General features: G+C 65.6%; 14 protein-coding genes. 3 read left to right on the forward strand and 11 right to left on the reverse strand.

Going from position 1 to position 16,898, the window contains the following annotated elements:
- Positions 1 to 42: 42 nt before the first annotated feature.
- The 9 genes from PSEK12I1_RS0116300 to PSEK12I1_RS0116340 form a co-directional block, all read right to left on the reverse strand.
- Entirely contained in the window at positions 43 to 543 is a 501-nt protein-coding gene (locus PSEK12I1_RS0116300; protein WP_027602239.1) for a DUF934 domain-containing protein, read from the reverse strand.
- On the reverse strand, positions 527 to 2,185 hold the full coding sequence (locus tag PSEK12I1_RS0116305) for a nitrite/sulfite reductase (protein WP_027602240.1): 1,659 nt from the start codon (positions 2,183 to 2,185) through the stop codon (positions 527 to 529). Before PSEK12I1_RS0116305 ends, PSEK12I1_RS0116300 begins: the two co-directional genes overlap by 17 nt.
- 202 nt (positions 2,186 to 2,387) lie before the next feature.
- Positions 2,388 to 3,203, reverse strand: a complete 816-nt coding sequence (efeO, locus tag PSEK12I1_RS0116310) for an iron uptake system protein EfeO (protein WP_027599445.1) — start codon at positions 3,201 to 3,203, stop codon at positions 2,388 to 2,390.
- Positions 3,204 to 3,224: 21 nt separating this feature from the next.
- Positions 3,225 to 4,517 carry an iron uptake transporter deferrochelatase/peroxidase subunit gene (gene efeB / locus PSEK12I1_RS0116315; RefSeq protein ID WP_027599444.1) on the reverse strand — a complete coding sequence of 431 codons (1,293 nt, stop codon included), beginning with the start codon at positions 4,515 to 4,517 and terminating at the stop codon, positions 3,225 to 3,227.
- The gene (gene efeO, locus PSEK12I1_RS0116320) at positions 4,514 to 5,713 is read right to left on the reverse strand and encodes an iron uptake system protein EfeO (RefSeq protein WP_027602241.1); all 1,200 of its coding nucleotides are present in this window, start codon (positions 5,711 to 5,713) and stop codon (positions 4,514 to 4,516) included. The genes efeB and efeO (PSEK12I1_RS0116320) overlap by 4 nt, the downstream gene beginning before the upstream one ends.
- A complete protein-coding gene (gene efeU / locus PSEK12I1_RS0116325; RefSeq protein WP_027602242.1) occupies positions 5,710 to 6,564 on the reverse strand; it encodes an iron uptake transporter permease EfeU in 855 nt (284 codons plus the stop codon). The genes efeO (PSEK12I1_RS0116320) and efeU overlap by 4 nt, the downstream gene beginning before the upstream one ends.
- A gap of 150 nt (positions 6,565 to 6,714) precedes the next feature.
- Positions 6,715 to 7,737 carry a twin-arginine translocation pathway signal protein gene (locus tag PSEK12I1_RS0116330; RefSeq protein ID WP_027602243.1) on the reverse strand — a complete coding sequence of 341 codons (1,023 nt, stop codon included), beginning with the start codon at positions 7,735 to 7,737 and terminating at the stop codon, positions 6,715 to 6,717.
- 49 nt (positions 7,738 to 7,786) lie between these two features.
- Positions 7,787 to 8,191, reverse strand: coding sequence for a hypothetical protein (locus PSEK12I1_RS0116335; RefSeq protein WP_007158404.1), 405 nt, complete (start codon positions 8,189 to 8,191; stop codon positions 7,787 to 7,789).
- Between the two features lie 101 nt (positions 8,192 to 8,292).
- Positions 8,293 to 9,321, reverse strand: a complete 1,029-nt coding sequence (locus PSEK12I1_RS0116340) for an RNA methyltransferase (RefSeq protein ID WP_027599440.1) — start codon at positions 9,319 to 9,321, stop codon at positions 8,293 to 8,295.
- 85 nt (positions 9,322 to 9,406) lie between these two features.
- Here PSEK12I1_RS0116340 and PSEK12I1_RS0116345 point away from each other — a divergent pair, with 85 nt between their 5' ends.
- Entirely contained in the window at positions 9,407 to 9,709 is a 303-nt protein-coding gene (locus PSEK12I1_RS0116345; protein ID WP_017640573.1) for a DUF1883 domain-containing protein, read from the forward strand.
- Between the two features lie 35 nt (positions 9,710 to 9,744).
- Here PSEK12I1_RS0116345 and PSEK12I1_RS0116350 read toward each other — a convergent pair whose 3' ends face one another.
- Both PSEK12I1_RS0116350 and metH read right to left on the reverse strand, forming a co-directional pair.
- Positions 9,745 to 10,872 carry a PQQ-dependent sugar dehydrogenase gene (locus PSEK12I1_RS0116350; protein WP_027602244.1) on the reverse strand — a complete coding sequence of 376 codons (1,128 nt, stop codon included), beginning with the start codon at positions 10,870 to 10,872 and terminating at the stop codon, positions 9,745 to 9,747.
- A 93-nt stretch (positions 10,873 to 10,965) separates the two neighbouring features.
- Positions 10,966 to 14,682 carry a methionine synthase gene (gene metH, locus PSEK12I1_RS0116355; RefSeq protein WP_177323758.1) on the reverse strand — a complete coding sequence of 1,239 codons (3,717 nt, stop codon included), beginning with the start codon at positions 14,680 to 14,682 and terminating at the stop codon, positions 10,966 to 10,968.
- Positions 14,683 to 14,909: 227 nt separating this feature from the next.
- Here metH and PSEK12I1_RS0116360 point away from each other — a divergent pair, with 227 nt between their 5' ends.
- Positions 14,910 to 15,911 (forward strand): response regulator, encoded by a 1,002-nt coding sequence (locus PSEK12I1_RS0116360; protein WP_027602246.1) that lies wholly within the window; start codon positions 14,910 to 14,912, stop codon positions 15,909 to 15,911.
- A 2-nt stretch (positions 15,912 to 15,913) separates the two neighbouring features.
- On the forward strand, positions 15,914 to 16,879 hold the full coding sequence (locus tag PSEK12I1_RS0116365; protein WP_007158398.1) for a diguanylate cyclase: 966 nt from the start codon (positions 15,914 to 15,916) through the stop codon (positions 16,877 to 16,879).
- Positions 16,880 to 16,898: the final 19 nt, after the last annotated feature.

Raw genomic sequence — 16,898 nt, forward strand, 5'->3', positions numbered from 1 at the left:
AAACCCGCCATGGCGGGTTTCTTTTTGCGTCCAAGCCAGCGATCAGGCCTGGCGACGGCGGAATAGCGGCTCCGGTTGGTCGACCGCGCTCTGGTAGGTCACGCTGAAGTCGCGTAGACCGGCCAGGGCCGCTTCCGGATCGCGGTCGGCGCGGACCACATAGGCGTCGAAGCCGCAGCGCTTGAGAAAGAACAGCTGGTCCTGCAGCACATCGCCGATGGCGCGCAACTCGCCAGTCCAGCCGAAGCGCTCGCGCAGCAGCCGGGCGTAGGAGTAGCCGCGACCGTCGACGAAGGCCGGGAAGTTGATGGCGATCAGATCGAAATGCTCAAGGTCGCCGGCGATGCTTTCCGGCTCTTCGTCGCTGTCCAGCCAGATGCCCAGTTTGCCGTCGCGGCAGGTGAGGGCATGGCCGTGCTCCAGCCACAGGGCGGCCGGGATGATCACGTCGTCGCTGTTGGGAACGTCTGCGAAGGCGATGTCCTTGGGCAGCAGGTGCCAGTTGTCGGTGACCAGCTGGTCGCCCTTAATGATTCTTTGCATAGACGCGCTCCTTGAAGGGGTCGATACCGATACGGCGGTAGGTGTCGATGAAGCGCTCGTCTTCGGTGCGTTGCTCGACGTAGACGTTGATCAGCTTGCCGATCACCTCGGGCATCTGATCCTGGGCGAAGGAGGGGCCGAGGATCTTGGCCAGGGTGGCGTCGCGGCCGGCGTCGCCGCCCAGGGACACCTGGTAGAACTCCTCGCCCTTCTTGTCCACGCCGAGGATGCCGATGTGGCCGACGTGATGGTGGCCGCAGGCGTTCATGCAGCCGGAGATGTTGAGGTCCAGTTCGCCGATGTCGAACAGATAGTCCAGGTCGTCGAAGCGGCGTTGGATGGCTTCGGCGATGGGGATCGACTTGGCGTTGGCCAGGGAGCAGAAATCACCGCCCGGGCAGCAGATCATGTCGGTCAGCAGGCCGATGTTGGGGGTAGCGAAGCCGTGCTCGCGCAGCGCGTGCCACAGCTCCAGCAACTGGTCCTGGCGCACGTCGGCGAAGATGACGTTCTGCTGGTGGGAGGTGCGCAGCTCGCCGAAGCTGTAGCGATCGGCCAGGTCGGCCATGGCGTCCAGCTGGCGATCGGTGACGTCGCCGGGGGCCACGCCGGTGGGCTTGAGCGACAGGGTCACGGCGACATAGCCCGGACGCTTGTGGCGGAAGGTGTTGCGCTGGCGCCAGCGGGCGAAGCCGGGGTGCTCGGCGTCCAGGCGGGCGAGGGCCTCGTCCTGGTCCTGCAGCTCGGCATAGGCCGGATCGACGAAGAAGGCGGAGACCCGCGCGACCTCGGCGTCGGTCAGGGTGATGGGACCGTCCTTGAGGTGGGCCCATTCGGCCTCGACCTTTTCGGCGAAGGCCTCGGCGCCCAGGGCCTTGACCAGGATCTTGATGCGCGCCTTGAACTTGTTGTCGCGGCGACCGTAGCGGTTGTAGACCCGCAGGGTGGCTTCCAGGTAGCTGAGCAGGTGCTGCCAGGGCAGGAATTCGCGGATGAATTCGCCGGTGTGGGGGGTACGGCCCTGGCCGCCGCCGACCAGCACGCGGAAGCCCAGTTCGCCGGCCTCGTTGCGCACCGCTTCCAGGCCGATGTCGTGCACCTCGATGGCGGCACGATCCAGCGCGGCGCCGTTGACGGCGATCTTGAACTTGCGCGGCAGGAAGGCGAATTCGGGGTGGAAGGTCGACCACTGGCGGATGATCTCGCACCAGGGGCGCGGATCGATCAGCTCGTCGTGGGCGACGCCGGCGAACTGGTCGGTGGTGGTGTTGCGGATGCAGTTGCCGCTGGTCTGGATGGCGTGCATCTGCACGGTGGCCAGCTCGGCGAGGATCTCGGGGACGTCTTCCAGCTCCGGCCAGTTGAACTGGAAGTTCTGCCGGGTGCTGATGTGGGCGTAGCCCTTGTCGTAGTCACGGGCGATCTGCGCCAACTTGCGCACCTGGGTGGTGTTCAGCAGGCCATAGGGCACGGCGACCCGCAGCATGGGCGCATAGCGCTGGATGTAGAGGCCGTTCTGCAGGCGCAGCGGGCGGTATTCTTCGCCACCCAGCTCTCCGGCCAGGAAGCGGCGGGTCTGGTCGCGAAACTGGGCGACACGTTCTTCGACGATCCGCTGATCGTACTGATCGTAAACGTACATGGTCATCCTGCTGTCAGGCGGCGCGCACGGCTGCGCGTGATCGAAGTCTTGGGCACCCCGGGGGCGCTCTGGCGACTTTTCTAGGCCGTGCACGATAGCAGCAGGTCTATATGCTTAAAAGCGATGTTTCTTTATATATAAATCTATTCCGGCGATAAGCGGAGAGTGGGTGGGCGGCGCCGGACACCGCCCACCGCGGGCCTCAGTTGAGGCCCAGCTTGCCGCGCAGGGTGGAGAGGTCTTCGGCCAGGGTGTTGACCGGACCGACCAGGGCCTTGCGGTCACGCTCGCTGACCTTGTCGTAGGTCTCGAAGCCGCCGTCCTTGGTCTTGTACTTGGCCAGGATCTTGTCGACCGTGGCGAAGTTCTTGTCGACCTTGGCGACGAAGGCCTGGTCCTGCTTCTCGATCTGCGGGCGGAACAGGTCGACGATCTTCTTGGCGCCATCGACGTTGGCCTGGAAGTCGTAGAGATCGGTGTGGCTGTAGCGCTCTTCCTCGCCCGACACCTTGGTCGCCGCCACTTCCTCCATCAGCGCCGCAGCGCCACCCACCACCTTTTCCGGCGGGAAGGTCAGGCCGTCGACGCGGGCCTGCAGGTCCTTGACGTCGGCCAGCAGCTTGTCGGCAACGGGACCCTGGCCCTCGGTGGTGTTCTGGGTGAAGAGTGCGTATTCCAGGCGGTGGAAGCCGGTGAAGTCCTCGGATTTCACGCCCTGCTCATGGTCGTCTTCGCGGGAGTCGATGGCGGCGTCCAGGTCGCTGAACAGCTCGGCGATGGGCTCCACCTGCTCGTAGGAGACCCGCGTCGGCGCATAGAGCTTGCGCGCGGTGGCCAGGTCGCCGCGCTTGACCGCCGCGGTGAAGGCCTGGGTCTGCTCGGTGAGCTTGGCCAGGTTGTCGGTGACATAGATCTTGTAGTCGGAGATGGGGCCGACCAGATCCAGCGGCGAGTTGGCCGCGAAGGCCGGCGTGGCGAGGGCCAGACCGAGGGCAATGGCGAGGAACGAGCGTTTCATTCGACTTCTCCTGTCGAGGTATTAAAGCGATGCGGCGGCCAGCAGGCTGCGGCCGAGGTAGTCCTTGGCATCGGTGATCCCCGGCAGGACGAAGAAGTAACCGCCGCCGATGGGCTTGATGTATTCCTCCAGGGGCTCACCATCCAGCCGCTTCTGCACGGCGATGAAGCCCTGTTCCAGGTCGGCCTGGTAGGCGATGAACAGCAGGCCCATGTCGAGCTGGCCGTTCTTGCGCACACCGTTGGAGTAGTTGAAGGGGCGGCGCAGGATCAGGTTGCGCTGGCTCTCCGCGGTGCGGGGATTGGCCAGGCGGATATGGGCGTCCAGCGGCGTGACCTTACCCTTGGGATCGCTGGCATAGTCCGGCACATCGGTCTCGTGACCGCCGGCCATGGGCGCGCCACTGGCCTTGCGCCGCCCGAAGATGGCTTCCTGTTCCTGCAGCGGGGTGCGATCCCAGCGCTCGACGAAATTGCGGATGATGCGCACCGCCTGATAGCTGCCCTGGGCCGCCCAGGCCGGCTCGCCGCTGCCGGGCTGGACCCAGACGATCCGGTCCATCGCCTGCTGGTCGGTGGAGTCGGGGTTGGCCGAGCCATCGCGAAAGCCCAGGAAGTTGCGCGCGCTCTCGGCGGGCTGACCGGGTGGCGGATCCTGCACCGGCACGCTGCCTTCCTGCTTCCAGCGGATCGCCAGCAGGTCGGGCAGATTCTTCACGATGTCGCGCAGGGCGTGGATGTTGGTGTCCGGGGTGTTGGCACAGAATTGCAGGCAGAGATCGCCGTGGCAGCAGTCCGCTTCCAGGGCGTCGTTGGGAAAGCCGGTCATGCGCTGCAGCTGCCGCGGCTTGACCGCGGTAAGGCCGAAACGGTCATCGAAAAGGGACTCGCCCACCGAGACGGTGATGGTGAGGTTGTCCGGCGTCACCACCGGGCCGAGGATGCCGGAATCCAGCGGTGGCAATTTGGGGTCGACCTCGGGCACCGGGCCGCCCTGCATGAGAAAGCGGATGCGCTCGTCGAGGGTCCGCAGCAGGCGTTCCAGGTCCTCGCGATCGCTGGCCAGCACATCGAAGGCCACGATCATTCCGGCCGCCGGTCGTGGGGTGACGATGCCGCTCTGGTGCAGGCCAAGGAACGCCTGGCGCTGATGGGTATTGGCGCTGCCGGGGGCACGGGTCACCTCGGCGGTGCTGGCCGCCCGGGCGTGCATCGGGCAGAGCCCGGCACCGGCCAGGGCCACGCTGGCGGCGCCGAGGCCACCCAGCAGGCGGCGACGTTCGATGTTGGGCTGATCGGGAGCGGACTTCTTCATGGCGTGGTCTTGGTCGCGGCCAGACCCAGGGCCGGGGCGACCTGGTCGAGGGAATCGGCCAGCGCCTGGGCCGCGGCGGCGATGCGCTGGCGGTCGTCAGGGGAAAGGGTGGAGTAGGGACGCTGGACATCGCCCAGGGCCGTAGCGAAGGCGTCGGCCTGGGTATCCAGGCGGTGCTGCAGCTCGGGATGACCCTTGCCGAGCAGGGGGCGCAGCAACTCGATCACCTTGCGCGTGCCATCCAGATTGGCGGCGAAGCCGGGCAGCACGAGCTGGCTGTAGCGCTCTTCCTCACCCGAGATCCGGGTGCTGGCCAGGTTGTGCAGCAGGCGCGCGGCATTGCCACTGAGTTGTTCGGGCGGCAGCGACTGGCCGAGCAGGGCGTCGCGCAGGGCAGCGGCGTCCTGCTCGAGGCGGGTGGCGACTGGTGCCAGCGCCTGGGTGCTGTTGCCGACGAAGAGGCCTTGCTCGAGGCGATGGAAGCCACCGAAGGCCGGATCCTGTTCGCGCTTTTCATAGTAGTCGGCGCGGGCATTGAGGCGGTTGTCCAGTTCGGCGAAGCGCTGCGCGGTCGCCGCCAGGCGCTGGTAGGGCAGGCGAGCGGCCGCATAGGCGGCGCGTGCCTGCTCCAGATCGCCCGCGGTCAGCGCCTGCTGCAGGGTGGCGAGACCCTGCAGTAGCAAGCGGCTCTGCTGATTCAGGTAGACGCGGTATTCCGACAGCGGGCCGACGAACTGGGTCAGGGTCGGACCGGCCTTGCTGGCGGCTTCCGAGGCGGCGGTTGGGAGTACCTTCAGGGTGCCCCGCGGATTGCTCAGCAGACCACAGGTGATGGCGTAGTCGCCAGGGGCCAGGGTGGCATTGATGACCTGGCTGAGGCCGGGGGCGATGTTCTCGCGCTCCTCGACCACCAGGACGCCATCGAGAATCTCCCACTCCACCGCCCGGTCCGAGCGGTTGACGATACGAAAGCGCGCCGGCCCGGCAGGCACCTGCAGGGCGTTGGGTTCGCAGCGATTGGCGAGGATGTCGACCTTGACTTCGCCGTCGGCCACGGTGGCGTGACGCTCGCCTGCGGCGCGCGAGGCATAGTAGAAGGCCGCGGCGGCTGCGATCAGCAGCGTGGCCGAGCCGATCACGGCCAGGCGCAGCGCCAGGGAGCCCTGCTTCGGCGGATGGGGGTTGGCGTGGTTCACGACGGGCGCTCCAGCGAGGCAGGGGTGGTCACGGCAGGACGCTGGGGCGGCGCCGGGGTACGGAAGAACAGCGGCAGGGTGACTGCCAGGAACAGCAGATAGGCGCCCAGCGTGCTGACGGTCGGAGTGTCCTGGTAGCCGAACATGCCGGCCAGCACCGTGCCCACCGGGCCGTCGGCGGGCAGCACGTGACTCCAGTCGAAGACCACCTGCTGCAGCGAATTCCACAGGCCGGCTTCATGCAGCGCCTTGACCGAGTTGGTGAACAGGCCGGCCGCGACGAAGAGGATGAACAGGCCGGTGAAGCGGAAGAACTTGCCCAGGTTCAGTCGTACGCCGCCGGTATAGAGGCCATAGCCCACGGCGATGGCGATGATCAGCCCCAGCAGGGCACCCAGGGGCGCGCCGGGGCCGGCGCTCTGCTGGAAGATCGCCAGCAGGAAGAACACGGTTTCCAGGCCTTCGCGGGCGACCGCCAGGAAGACCATGCCGATCAGGGCATAGACCTGGTTGCGCGAAGCCGACAGGGCGTTTTCCAGGGAGTCGTGCAGTTCGGTCTTGATCGAGCGCGCCGCCTTGCGCATCCAGAACACCATGGAGGTGAGGATGGCGGTGGCCGCCAGGCCGACCACCGCTTCGAACAGCTCCTGCTGACGCTGCGGGAATTCGGCGCTGGCCAGTTGCAGGCCGGCGCCGACGAACAGCGACAGGGCGGCAGCCAGCATGACCCCGATCCAGACCGCTGGCATCCAGTGGCCGCGACCGGTGCGTTGCAGGTAGCTGGCGATGATGCCAACGATGAGCGCCGCTTCGATGCCTTCGCGGAGCATGATCAGAAAGGGAACGAGCATGAAAGCTATCACCGACAGAAGCGAAGGGGCGCAGAGGCGCCCGGAGGTCGGTGATTTGTATCACAATGATTCGGATTGTTAAATGCGGATGATTCTCGTGCCTCGCGGATCCGCTGACTGGTTGGCAGCGGATCCCCGTATTGCAGAGCCTCAGGCGCGAAAGACCACGGCGGTATCCGGCGCCTTGCCGGTAGCGAAGCGGTGGATCTCGCGCCAGTTGCGCAGATCGACCACCGCCAGCTGATTGTCCTCCAGGGCGGCGAACAGGCGCTCGCCACGGGGATCGAGGTTGAGTCCGGGCACCGCGCTGCCCATGGGCAGGTAGGCGACTTCGGCGAAGGTATCGGGCCGCAACAGCGAGAGACTCTTGTCCGCCAGGTTGGAGACCAGCAGGCGACCATCGGGCAGGGCGGCTACCCGTACCGCTTCGCCGCGCAGCTTGACCTGGCGGATCGGCGTCAGGTCGCGGGCATCCAGCGCATGGAGGATGCCGGCGAAGCGATCCAGCACATAAAAGGTGCGCTCGTCCGGACTCAGGCAGCAGCCCTCCGGCGCCTGGCCGAGGTACCTCTTCACCGGCAGCACGGCGGGATTGTGCGCATCGACCAGGATCACCAGACCGCTCAGGGTGTCGGCAACGTAGGCGCGGCGTCCGTCACGGGTCAGGACGAAGTAGTGGCTGCGGGTGCCACCCACCGGGACGATCTGGCTGGGATATTCGGCGGTGGCGGGGCGATCGAAGCGGATGAGCAGCGAGTCGGTCTCGCTCAGCACATAGAGGCGGCCCTGGTCATCCAGGCGCATGCCGTGCAGGCGGTGATAGGGCGACAGATCGATGGCTCTCACCAGCCGGCGCTCGGCGAGATCGATCACGCTGACCTGGTGGCCGCCTTCGCCGGGCGCCTGCCAGCTCTTGACGCCATACTGGCCGACATAGGCATAGCGGCCCTGGCGGTCGGCGACGATTTCATGGGGTTGCTCGGGCAATTCCAGACTGCCGACGCGCTTGCCATCGGCCAGGCGATAGAAGCCGAGGCCGGGGGCTTCCTTCTCGACCAGGGCGAGGTATTCGTCGCCCGCTGCGAGGGCATTGAGCGGATAGCCGCCCAGCAGGGGCAGGGCGGCACTGGCAGCCAGCAGGCCAAGGGTCCGGCGGCGATTCAGGTGGGGCATAGGAGGTCTCCCGAGGGGCAAGCCTCCCTGCCAGGGTCAAGCATCCGTGCTAGTCGAATAGACCCTTGAACCAGGTCCAAACTCCGAAGGAGTAGTCGGGAAAGATGTCGATGCCCAGCGCCGACTTGAGCAGATAGAGCAGCAGCAGACCCACCAGGCCGCAGGCCAGCAGGATCACCGCCAGCACGGTGGCTTTGCCGAGCAGGGACAATTCCTGCTCCAGGCGGGAGAGTTGACGGTAGTTGCGACCGGCGAGGAAGACGAAGTAGTAACGGCGGTGCCAGAATTTGACGGTGCCGCGCAGATCGACGCTGTGCTTGCCCCAGCTGCGGGTGCCGAAGGCCAGCTTGAGGGCTTCCAGCTGTTCCTCGGTAAAGGATTCGCGCAGCTCTTCGGGCAGGCGTTCCTTCAGACCGGCGATGAAGGGGTCGTGACGTTTGATGCGATCCTGCATGGAAAAAGCTTCCCTCTGAATGGTGCGAGTGCACTCTGAGAGGCCGCCCGGCCTGGCGTTCCGCCAGATCTGATGGGCGGGGCCAGTCGCAGGACGATCGGTCAGACGCTGACCCGTACCGGGCGCAGCACCTCGGCCCGGGCCCGCAACTGGCCGCAACCGCCATCGACATCCTGGCCCGCGGAATTGCGCACCTTGGTCAGCAGACCGCGGCTATGCAGGTAGCGAACGATCTGCACGATGCGCTCGCCAGTGGGCCGCTGGTAGTCGTCCACTTCCAGGCTGTTGTAGGGAATCAGATTGAGCACGCCGTACTTGCCCTTCATCAGCCGCAGCAGTTCGTCCATCTCGTCCTGGCTGTCGTTGATGCCGGCCAGCAGCGTCCACTGGTACTGGATCGGATAGCCGATCAGCCGGGCATAGGCTTCCCCCTGCTCGATCAGCTCGCCGGGTTCGTACCGGGGCGCCTTGGGCAGCAGGCGAGCCCTTCGCTCGGCATGGGTGCTGTGCAGCGACAGCGCCAGGGCCGGCCTGACCGCCTGCTGCGGCAGTCGCTCGAATACCCGCGGATCGCCGACGGTGGAAAACACCAGGTTGCGATGGCCGATGCCACCGGCCGTGCCCAGCAGGTCGATGGCTTCCAGCACGTTGTCCAGGTTGTGCGCTGGCTCGCCCATGCCCATGAAGACCACCTTCTTGACCGGCCTGATGCGTCGCGCCAGGGCCACCTGGGCGACGATCTCGGCGCTGCCCACCTGACGCAGGAGGCCACTCTTGCCGGTCATGCAGAAGACGCAGCCCACCGCGCAGCCGACCTGGGACGACACGCAGAGTCCATCGCGGGGCAGTAGCACGCTTTCCACCGCCTGGCCATCGCCGAGGGTCACCAGCATCCGCGCCGAACCGTCGGCGCCCGGGTGCTCCGAGGTCACCCGGGCCAGGCCTTCCAGTCGCGCGGTCAGCGCCGGAATGGCGTGGCGCACCTCCAGGGGCAGGAAATTTTCCGCCTGCTGGCGCCGGGTGCCGGTGTCCAGGGGCAGCCCCTGACACCAGGCGCGCAGGATGCGGGCGCTGTGCTTGGGCTTGGCGCCGGCATCGGCGAGCAACTGGACGACATCGGAGATACGCATGGGAAAAGGGCAGGTCGAGGGCGGGCGGCGATAATAGGACAGGGCAGGGATGCTATCCTAGTCCTTTGCAAGACGAGGACCCGTCATGAAGTTCATCCACCAGCGCGAGCATCTCAACGAGGGCGACCTGGTCGTCATCCAGAGTTCGGGGGTGTGCAACATCCGCCTGATGAACGATGCCAATTTCCGCAGCTTCAAGAATGGCGGCCGCCACACCTATCACGGTGGCGCCTTCGACACCTTTCCGGCGCGCATCACGGTACCGAGCACTGGCTTCTGGAACATCACCCTGGACACCGTCACCAAACGGCCGATCAGCGTGACCCGCAAGCCCGAGATCAAGCACTCGATCAAGATCGTTCGCCGCTCGCCTTCCGAGCTACGCTGAGCCGGCGGTCACCCGTCCCTGGGTGACTCCTGCCGCTACTTCGGCTGCAATTCGAGCAGTCGCGCCTTGGCACCGTCTTCCAGCACCCAGAGGCTGCCGTTGGGGCCTTCCTCGACGTCGCGGATGCGCGTGCCCATGGCATAGCGCTCGACCTCGCGCGCCTCTTCGCCCTTGAGTTCGATCCGCACCAGCGCCTTGGACGACAGCCCGCCGATGAAGACATTGCCCTTCCAGGCGGGGAAGCGGTCGCCTGCGTAGATCATCAGGCCGGCCGGTGAGATCACCGGCGTCCAGGTGATCTTGGGCGGGATGAATTCCGGGCGGGTGTTATGATCCGGAATCGGCTTGCCGCCATAGTGGTCGCCATTGGAGACCTCGGGATAGCCGTAGTTGCCGCCGCGCTGGATCAGATTCAGTTCGTCGCCACCCTGGGGGCCCATTTCCTGTTCCCACAGCCGGCCCTGGGCGTCGAAGGCGATACCCAGTGGATTGCGATGGCCCAGCGACCAGACCTGGGCCGCGACGCCGCCCTGCTGGGCGAAGGGGTTGTCGGCCGGCGTGCTGCCATCGTCGTTGAGGCGGATGAGCTTGCCCAGGTTGCCGCTCATGTCCTGGGCCGGGGTGAATTTCTGCCGCTCCCCCGAGGTGATCCACAGCTTGCCGTCCGGGCCGAACCTCATGCGATGGCCATAGTGACCGTTGCCGGTGACCTTGGGTGTCTGCCGCCAGATGACCTTGAGATCACCCAGCGAACCACTGCCGTCCTGCTTCAGGGTCAGCTTGGCCCGGGCGACCGCCGCGCCCTGGGTGCCATCTTCGCCGGCCTCGGCATAGCTGAGGTAGATCAGCCCGTTGCTGGCGTATTGCGGATGCAGGATGACATCGCCCAGCCCGCCCTGGCCGGCGGCGACCACCTTGGGTACTCCGCTGATATCCTGGGCCTTGCCGGTCTGCACGTTCAGGTGCTTGAGGACGCCACCTTTCTCGGTGACCAGGGCGGTGCCGTCCGGCAGGAAGGCGATGGCCCAGGGTGCGTCCAGGGTGGCCCTTGGCGTGGCGGTGAAGGGCCACTGAGCTTCACTCAGCGCCTGGGGCGCGGCACTGGCGTTCAGGGTGGCGAAACCGAGCAGGAGACTGCCGGCGGCTAGGGTAAGGCCTTTCATGGGCAAGCGGTCCTCGTCGATGGAAGTCCCTACACCCTAGTAGGGACGCCCGCGAAAAGGGCCGCGTTTTTGTTACCTGAGGCGTCTGCCAGGCTAGTTGTCGTACCCCAGATTCGGCGCCAGCCAGCGCTCCGTCACCGCCAGCTCCTGGCCCTTGCGCTCGGTGTAGCTGTCCACCTGATCCCGGTCGATCTTGCCCACGGCGAAGTACTGGGCCTCGGGATGGGCGAAGTACCAGCCACTGACGGCGGCGGCGGGGAACATGGCGTAGTGCTCGGTAAGGAAGACGCCGCTGCGACCGGCCTCGTTGAAGCGGGCCTCGGGGTCCAGCAGCTTGAAGAGGGTGGCCTTCTCGGTATGGTCGGGGCAGGCCGGGTAGCCGGGAGCGGGGCGGATGCCCTTGTACTGCTCGCGGATCAGCGCCTCGTTGTCCAGGGTCTCGTCCGCGGCATAGCCCCAGTGCTCCTTGCGCACCCGCTCGTGCAGCCACTCGGCACAGGCTTCGGCGAGACGATCGGCCAGGGCCTTGACCATGATGGAGTTGTAGTCGTCGCCCTTGCGCTCGTAGTCCTTGGCCAGCTCCTCGGCGCCGATGCCGGCGGTGACGATGAAGCCGCCCATGTAGTCGGTGACGCCGGTTTCCTTGGGTGCGACGAAGTCGGCCAGGGACAGATTGGGCTTGCCCTCGGGCTTGATGGTCTGCTGGCGCAGGTGGTGCAGGGTGGCCAGCGGCTGGCCGTCCTCGCCATAGACTTCCAGGTCGTCGTCACGCACCTGGTTGGCCGGCCAGAAGCCGAACACGGCGCGGGCCTTGATCAGCTTCTCGTCGATCAGCTTCCTGAGCATGGCCTGGGCGTCGTGGAACAGTGCGGTGGCCGCTTCCCCCACGACCTCGTCGGTGAGGATGCGCGGGTACTTGCCGGCCAGGTCCCAGGAAATGAAGAAGGGCGTCCAGTCGATGTACTCGGCCAGGACTGCCAGGTCAATGTCTTCCAGTACCCGGGTGCCGGTGAAGCTGGGCGTGGGCGCCTGGTAGCCGAGCCAGTTGAAGGCGGGCTTGTTGGCCACCGCTTTCTCATAGGACAGGCGTTCGGTGCGGGCGCTGCGATTGGCGGTGCGCTCGCGGACCTCGACGTAGTCGGCGCGGGTGCGCTCGACGAAGCCGGCCTTGAGTTCCTTGGACAGCAGCTGAGTAGCTACGCCCACGGCGCGGGAGGCATCGGTGACATAGACCACGGCATCGTTCTTGTACTGCGGCTCGATCTTGACCGCGGTATGGGCCTTGGAGGTGGTGGCGCCGCCGATCATCAAGGGCAGGGTGAAGCCCTGGCGCTGCATCTCCTTGGCGACATGGACCATCTCGTCCAGCGAAGGGGTGATCAGACCGGACAGGCCGATGATGTCGCACTTCTCGGCGATGGCGGTCTGCAGGATCTTTTCCGCCGGGACCATGACGCCCAGGTCGACGATGTCATAGCCGTTGCAGCCCAGCACCACGCCGACGATGTTCTTGCCGATGTCGTGGACGTCGCCCTTGACCGTGGCCATGAGGATCTTGCCCTTGGCTTCGGGCTTGTCGCCTTTCTCCGCCTCGATGAAGGGGATCAGGTGCGCCACCGCCTGCTTCATCACCCGGGCGGACTTGACCACCTGGGGCAGGAACATCTTGCCCGAGCCGAACAGGTCGCCGACCACGTTCATGCCGCTCATCAGCGGGCCTTCGATGACCTCGATGGGCCGCGCGCACTGCTGCCGGCATTCCTCGGTGTCCTCGACGATATAGGTGGTGATGCCCTTGACCAGCGCATGCTCCAGGCGTTTGTCCACCGGCAGGCCACGCCATTCCTCGGTCTCGGCCTCCTTGACCGCGCCGCCGCCCTTGTAGTCGTCGGCGATGGCCAGCAGGGCATCGGTGCCGGCCGGGGTACGGTTGAGCACCACGTCTTCGACCCGCTCGCGCAGGGCGGCCGGGATCTCGTCATAGATCTCCAGCTGGCCGGCGTTGACGATGCCCATGGTCAGGCCGTTCTGGATGGCGTGGTAGAGGAAGACCGAGTGGATGGCCTCGCGCACCGGGTTGTTGCCGCGGAAGGAGAAGGAGACGTTGGACACGCCACCGGAGGTCAGGGCGTAGGGCAGGTTGTCGCGGATGAAGGCGCAGGCGTTGATGAAGTCGACCGCGTAGTTGTTGTGCTCCTCGATCCCGGTCGCCACGGCGAAGATGTTGGGGTCGAAGATGATGTCTTCCGGCGGAAAGCCGACCTGGTTGACCAGGATGTCGTAGGAGCGTGCGCAGATTTCGTTCTTGCGCGCCTCGGTGTCGGCCTGGCCGTCTTCGTCGAAGGCCATGACCACCACCGCCGCGCCGTATCTCTTGCACAGCTTGGCGTGATGGATGAAGGCCTCGACGCCTTCCTTCATGGAGATGGAATTGACGATGCCCTTGCCTTGGATGCACTTGAGACCGGCCTCGATCACCTCCCACTTGGAGGAGTCGATCATGATCGGTACCCGGGAAATATCCGGCTCGGAGGCGATCAGGTTGAGGAAGGTGACCATGGCCGCCTTCGAATCCAGCATGCCCTCGTCCATGTTGATGTCGATGACCTGGGCGCCGGCTTCCACCTGCTGCTGGGCTACTTCCAGGGCCTCGGCGTAGTTCTCTTCGCGGATCAGTCGGGCGAACTTGGCCGAGCCGGTGATGTTGGTGCGCTCGCCGACGTTGACGAACAGCGACTCGCGGCTGATGGTGAAGGGCTCCAGGCCGGAGAGGCGGCAGGCCTTGGGAATCTCGGGCAGCTGGCGCGGCGGATGCTTGGCGACCGCCTCGGCGATGGCCTGGATATGCGCCGGGGTGGTACCGCAGCAGCCACCGACGATGTTGAGCAGGCCGCTGGCGGCGAATTCCTCGACCACCGCCGCCATCTGCGCGGGGCTTTCGTCGTATTCGCCGAAGGCATTGGGCAGGCCGGCGTTGGGGTGGGCGGAGACGAAGGTGTCGGCCTTGGTCGCCAATTCCTCGACGTAGGGCCGCAATTCCTTGGCCCCCAGGGCGCAGTTGAGGCCGACGGAAATCGGCTGGGCGTGCCGCACCGAGTTCCAGAAGGCTTCGGTGGTCTGGCCCGACAGGGTACGGCCGGAGGCGTCGGTGATGGTGCCGGAGATCATGATCGGCAGCTCGACGCCGACCTCCTCGAACACGCCCTGGACCGCGAAGATGGCCGCCTTGGCGTTGAGGGTGTCGAAGATGGTTTCGATCAGGATGAGGTCGGCGCCGCCTTCGATCAGGCCGCGGGTTGCCTCGGTGTAGTTCTCCACCAGCTCGTCGAAGGTGACATTGCGATAGCCGGGATTGTTGACGTCCGGAGAGATGGAGCAGGTCCGACTGGTCGGGCCGAGCACCCCGGCGACGAAACGCGGGCGATCCGGAGTCTCCAGGGTCTTGGCGTCGGCCACCTCGCGGGCGACCCGGGCGCCGGCCAGGTTCAGCTCGTAGGTGATGGCTTCCATGCCGTAGTCGGCCTGGGAGACGCGCGTGGCATTGAAAGTGTTGGTTTCCAGGATGTCGGCGCCGGCATCCAGGTAGGCCTTCTCGATCTCGGCGATGATCTTCGGCTGGGTCAGCAGCAGCAGATCGTTGTTGCCCTTGACGTCGCTCGGCCAGTCGGCGAAACGCTCGCCACGGTAGTCCGCTTCTTCCAGCCGATAGCTCTGGATCATGGTGCCCATGCCGCCGTCGAGGATGAGGATGCGCTGCGCGAGGGCGTGGCGGAGGGCGGCGAGGCGAGAGCTACGATCGGTCATGGGCATTCCACAGAGATGAAGAGACGCTGGACAAAGGGTGGCAGCATAGCAAAAGCCGGCGCCTGCCCCGGTATTGGCGACGGTCCATGATGAATAGCGCTCATGCAGGGTCGGCGAGTCTTTCATGGCGAAAACGTCTGACGATCTGGCGCGTCTGGTGGGCAAGGCCTTCAAGTGCTGCTTTACTGGCAATTGACCGACGTTTACTGTGCGTCAAAACAGTGTCATGGAAGGTGGCCGTGATTCCTCTGGTGATATGCGACGACTCGAACATGGCGCGCAAGCAGCTGGTTCGCTCCCTGCCCGAAGGCTGGGCGGTATCCATCACCCAGGCCACCAATGGCGAGGAAGCCCTCACGGCGCTGCGCCAGGGGCTGGGTCAGGTGATGCTGCTGGACCTGACCATGCCGATCCTGGACGGCTACGGCACCCTGGCGGCCATTCGCAATGAAGGCCTGGCGGTCAAGGTGATCGTCGTCTCCGGCGACGTCCAGGAGCAGGCGGTGGCCCGGGTGCGCGAACTGGGCGCCCTGGACTTCCTGCGCAAGCCGGCCGATCCCGCCGAACTGGCCGCGGTACTCGAGCGCCATGGGCTCTATAGCCCCAGCCCTGCGGCACTGCCGGAACCGGTCGCGCGTCCCGAGCTGGAGGTGAGCTTCCGCGACGCCTTCCGCGAGGTGGTCAACGTTTCCATGGGTCGCGCCGGCGCGCTGCTGGCCAAGGCGCTGGATGTCTTCGTCCAGCTGCCGATTCCCAACGTCAACATCCTGGAAGTCAGCGAGCTGCACATGACGCTGGTGGACGCCCAGCGCGAGGATCGCCTCAGTGCGGTCTGCCAGGGCTATATCGGCGAGGGCATCGCCGGCGAGGCGCTGCTGATCTTCCACGACTCCGAATTCGACGACATGGCCAAGCTGGTGCGCTGGCGCGAGGCAGGGGAGTCCGGTGACATCGAGATGCTGCTGGACCTGTCGAGCATCATCATCGGCGCCTGCCTGGCCGGCATCGCCGAGCAGTTCGACATCCGCTTTTCCCAGGGTCATCCGACCATCCTCGGCCACCATGCGTCCATCGACGAACTCATCGTCGTCAACAAGACCCGCTGGAAGAAGACCCTGGCGGTCGAACTCAGCTACAGCCTGGAAGGCCATAACGTCCACTTCGATCTGCTGCTGCTGTTCACCGAGGATTCGGTGAAGCGCATCACCCGCAAGATCGGCTACCTGATGAGTTGAGCATGGCGGCACAGATCGATATCAACGAACTCCACTGGCTGCTGGACATCGTGCAGAACATCGATGTCGGCGTGGTGGTGCTGGACCTCGACTACCGCATCGAGGTCTGGAACAGCTTCATGGAAAACCATTCCGGACGGATCCTCAGCGAGGTCAGCCAACAGTCGCTGTTCGCCGTCTTCGCCGAAATCGACGAGGCCTGGTTTCGCGCCAAGGCCGAGAGCGTGGTGCTGCTGGGTACCCGGGCCTTTTCCATCTGGGAACAGCGGCCCTACCTGGTGCACTTCAAGAGCTACCAGCCGATCACCGGCGTGGAAGCCTTCATGTACCAGAACGTCACCCTGCTGCCGCTGCGGGATTCCACCGGTGCCATCGCCCACATCTGCGTGGTGATCTACGACGTCACCGATGTCGCCATCAACAAGCGGCAATTGGAACTCTCCAACGACAAGCTGCAGGAACTGTCGCGGACCGATCGCCTGACCGGTCTGGCCAACCGTGGTTACTGGGAAGAGCGCCTCACCGAGGAATTCGCCCGCCACCAGCGCTATGGCGGTCGCCTGGCGCTGATGATGCTCGACATCGATCACTTCAAGCGCATCAACGACACCTATGGTCATGCCGTCGGCGATCAGGCGATCAAGGCGCTGGCCGGGGTGATCAAGACCCATGTGCGCAATGCCGACATCGCCGGACGCTACGGCGGCGAGGAATTCGGCGTGGTGCTGCTGGACACGGCGGTGGAAGGCGCCCGGTTGCTCGCCGAGCGCCTGCGCGAGGCGGTCGAGGCCATGCGGCTCGACGTGCTGGGGACGCCCATCGCCTTCACCATCAGTGTCGGCATCACCGATCTGTCGGTGCCCCTGGGCAACCACGAGCAGATGATCCAGCAGGCGGACAAGGCCCTGTACGAGTCCAAGCACAACGGGCGCAACCGAGTGACCAGCTTCGTGCAGCGGCTCGACTGAGACGATTATCCGACTGTTT

The organism is Pseudomonas sp. MOIL14HWK12:I1 (genome assembly GCF_000510705.1).
GTDB classification, from domain to species: domain Bacteria; phylum Pseudomonadota; class Gammaproteobacteria; order Pseudomonadales; family Pseudomonadaceae; genus Chryseomonas; species Chryseomonas oryzihabitans.

Excerpts from the sequence above, each read along its gene's own strand:
- efeU (WP_027602242.1), bottom strand. The coding sequence starts at position 6,564 with ATGCTCGTTCCCTTTCTGATCATGCTCCGCGAAGGCATCGAAGCGGCG.
- PSEK12I1_RS0116330 (WP_027602243.1), bottom strand. The coding sequence starts at position 7,737 with ATGCCCCACCTGAATCGCCGCCGGACCCTTGGCCTGCTGGCTGCCAGT.
- PSEK12I1_RS0116335 (WP_007158404.1), bottom strand. The coding sequence starts at position 8,191 with ATGCAGGATCGCATCAAACGTCACGACCCCTTCATCGCCGGTCTGAAG.
- efeO (WP_027599445.1), bottom strand. The coding sequence starts at position 3,203 with ATGAAACGCTCGTTCCTCGCCATTGCCCTCGGTCTGGCCCTCGCCACG.
- PSEK12I1_RS0116305 (WP_027602240.1), bottom strand. The coding sequence starts at position 2,185 with ATGTACGTTTACGATCAGTACGATCAGCGGATCGTCGAAGAACGTGTC.
- efeB (WP_027599444.1), bottom strand. The coding sequence starts at position 4,517 with ATGAAGAAGTCCGCTCCCGATCAGCCCAACATCGAACGTCGCCGCCTG.
- PSEK12I1_RS0116350 (WP_027602244.1), bottom strand. The coding sequence starts at position 10,872 with ATGAAAGGCCTTACCCTAGCCGCCGGCAGTCTCCTGCTCGGTTTCGCC.
- metH (WP_177323758.1), bottom strand. The coding sequence starts at position 14,682 with ATGCCCATGACCGATCGTAGCTCTCGCCTCGCCGCCCTCCGCCACGCC.
- PSEK12I1_RS0116365 (WP_007158398.1), top strand. The coding sequence starts at position 15,914 with ATGGCGGCACAGATCGATATCAACGAACTCCACTGGCTGCTGGACATC.
- PSEK12I1_RS0116345 (WP_017640573.1), top strand. The coding sequence starts at position 9,407 with ATGAAGTTCATCCACCAGCGCGAGCATCTCAACGAGGGCGACCTGGTC.
- PSEK12I1_RS0116340 (WP_027599440.1), bottom strand. The coding sequence starts at position 9,321 with ATGCGTATCTCCGATGTCGTCCAGTTGCTCGCCGATGCCGGCGCCAAG.
- PSEK12I1_RS0116300 (WP_027602239.1), bottom strand. The coding sequence starts at position 543 with ATGCAAAGAATCATTAAGGGCGACCAGCTGGTCACCGACAACTGGCAC.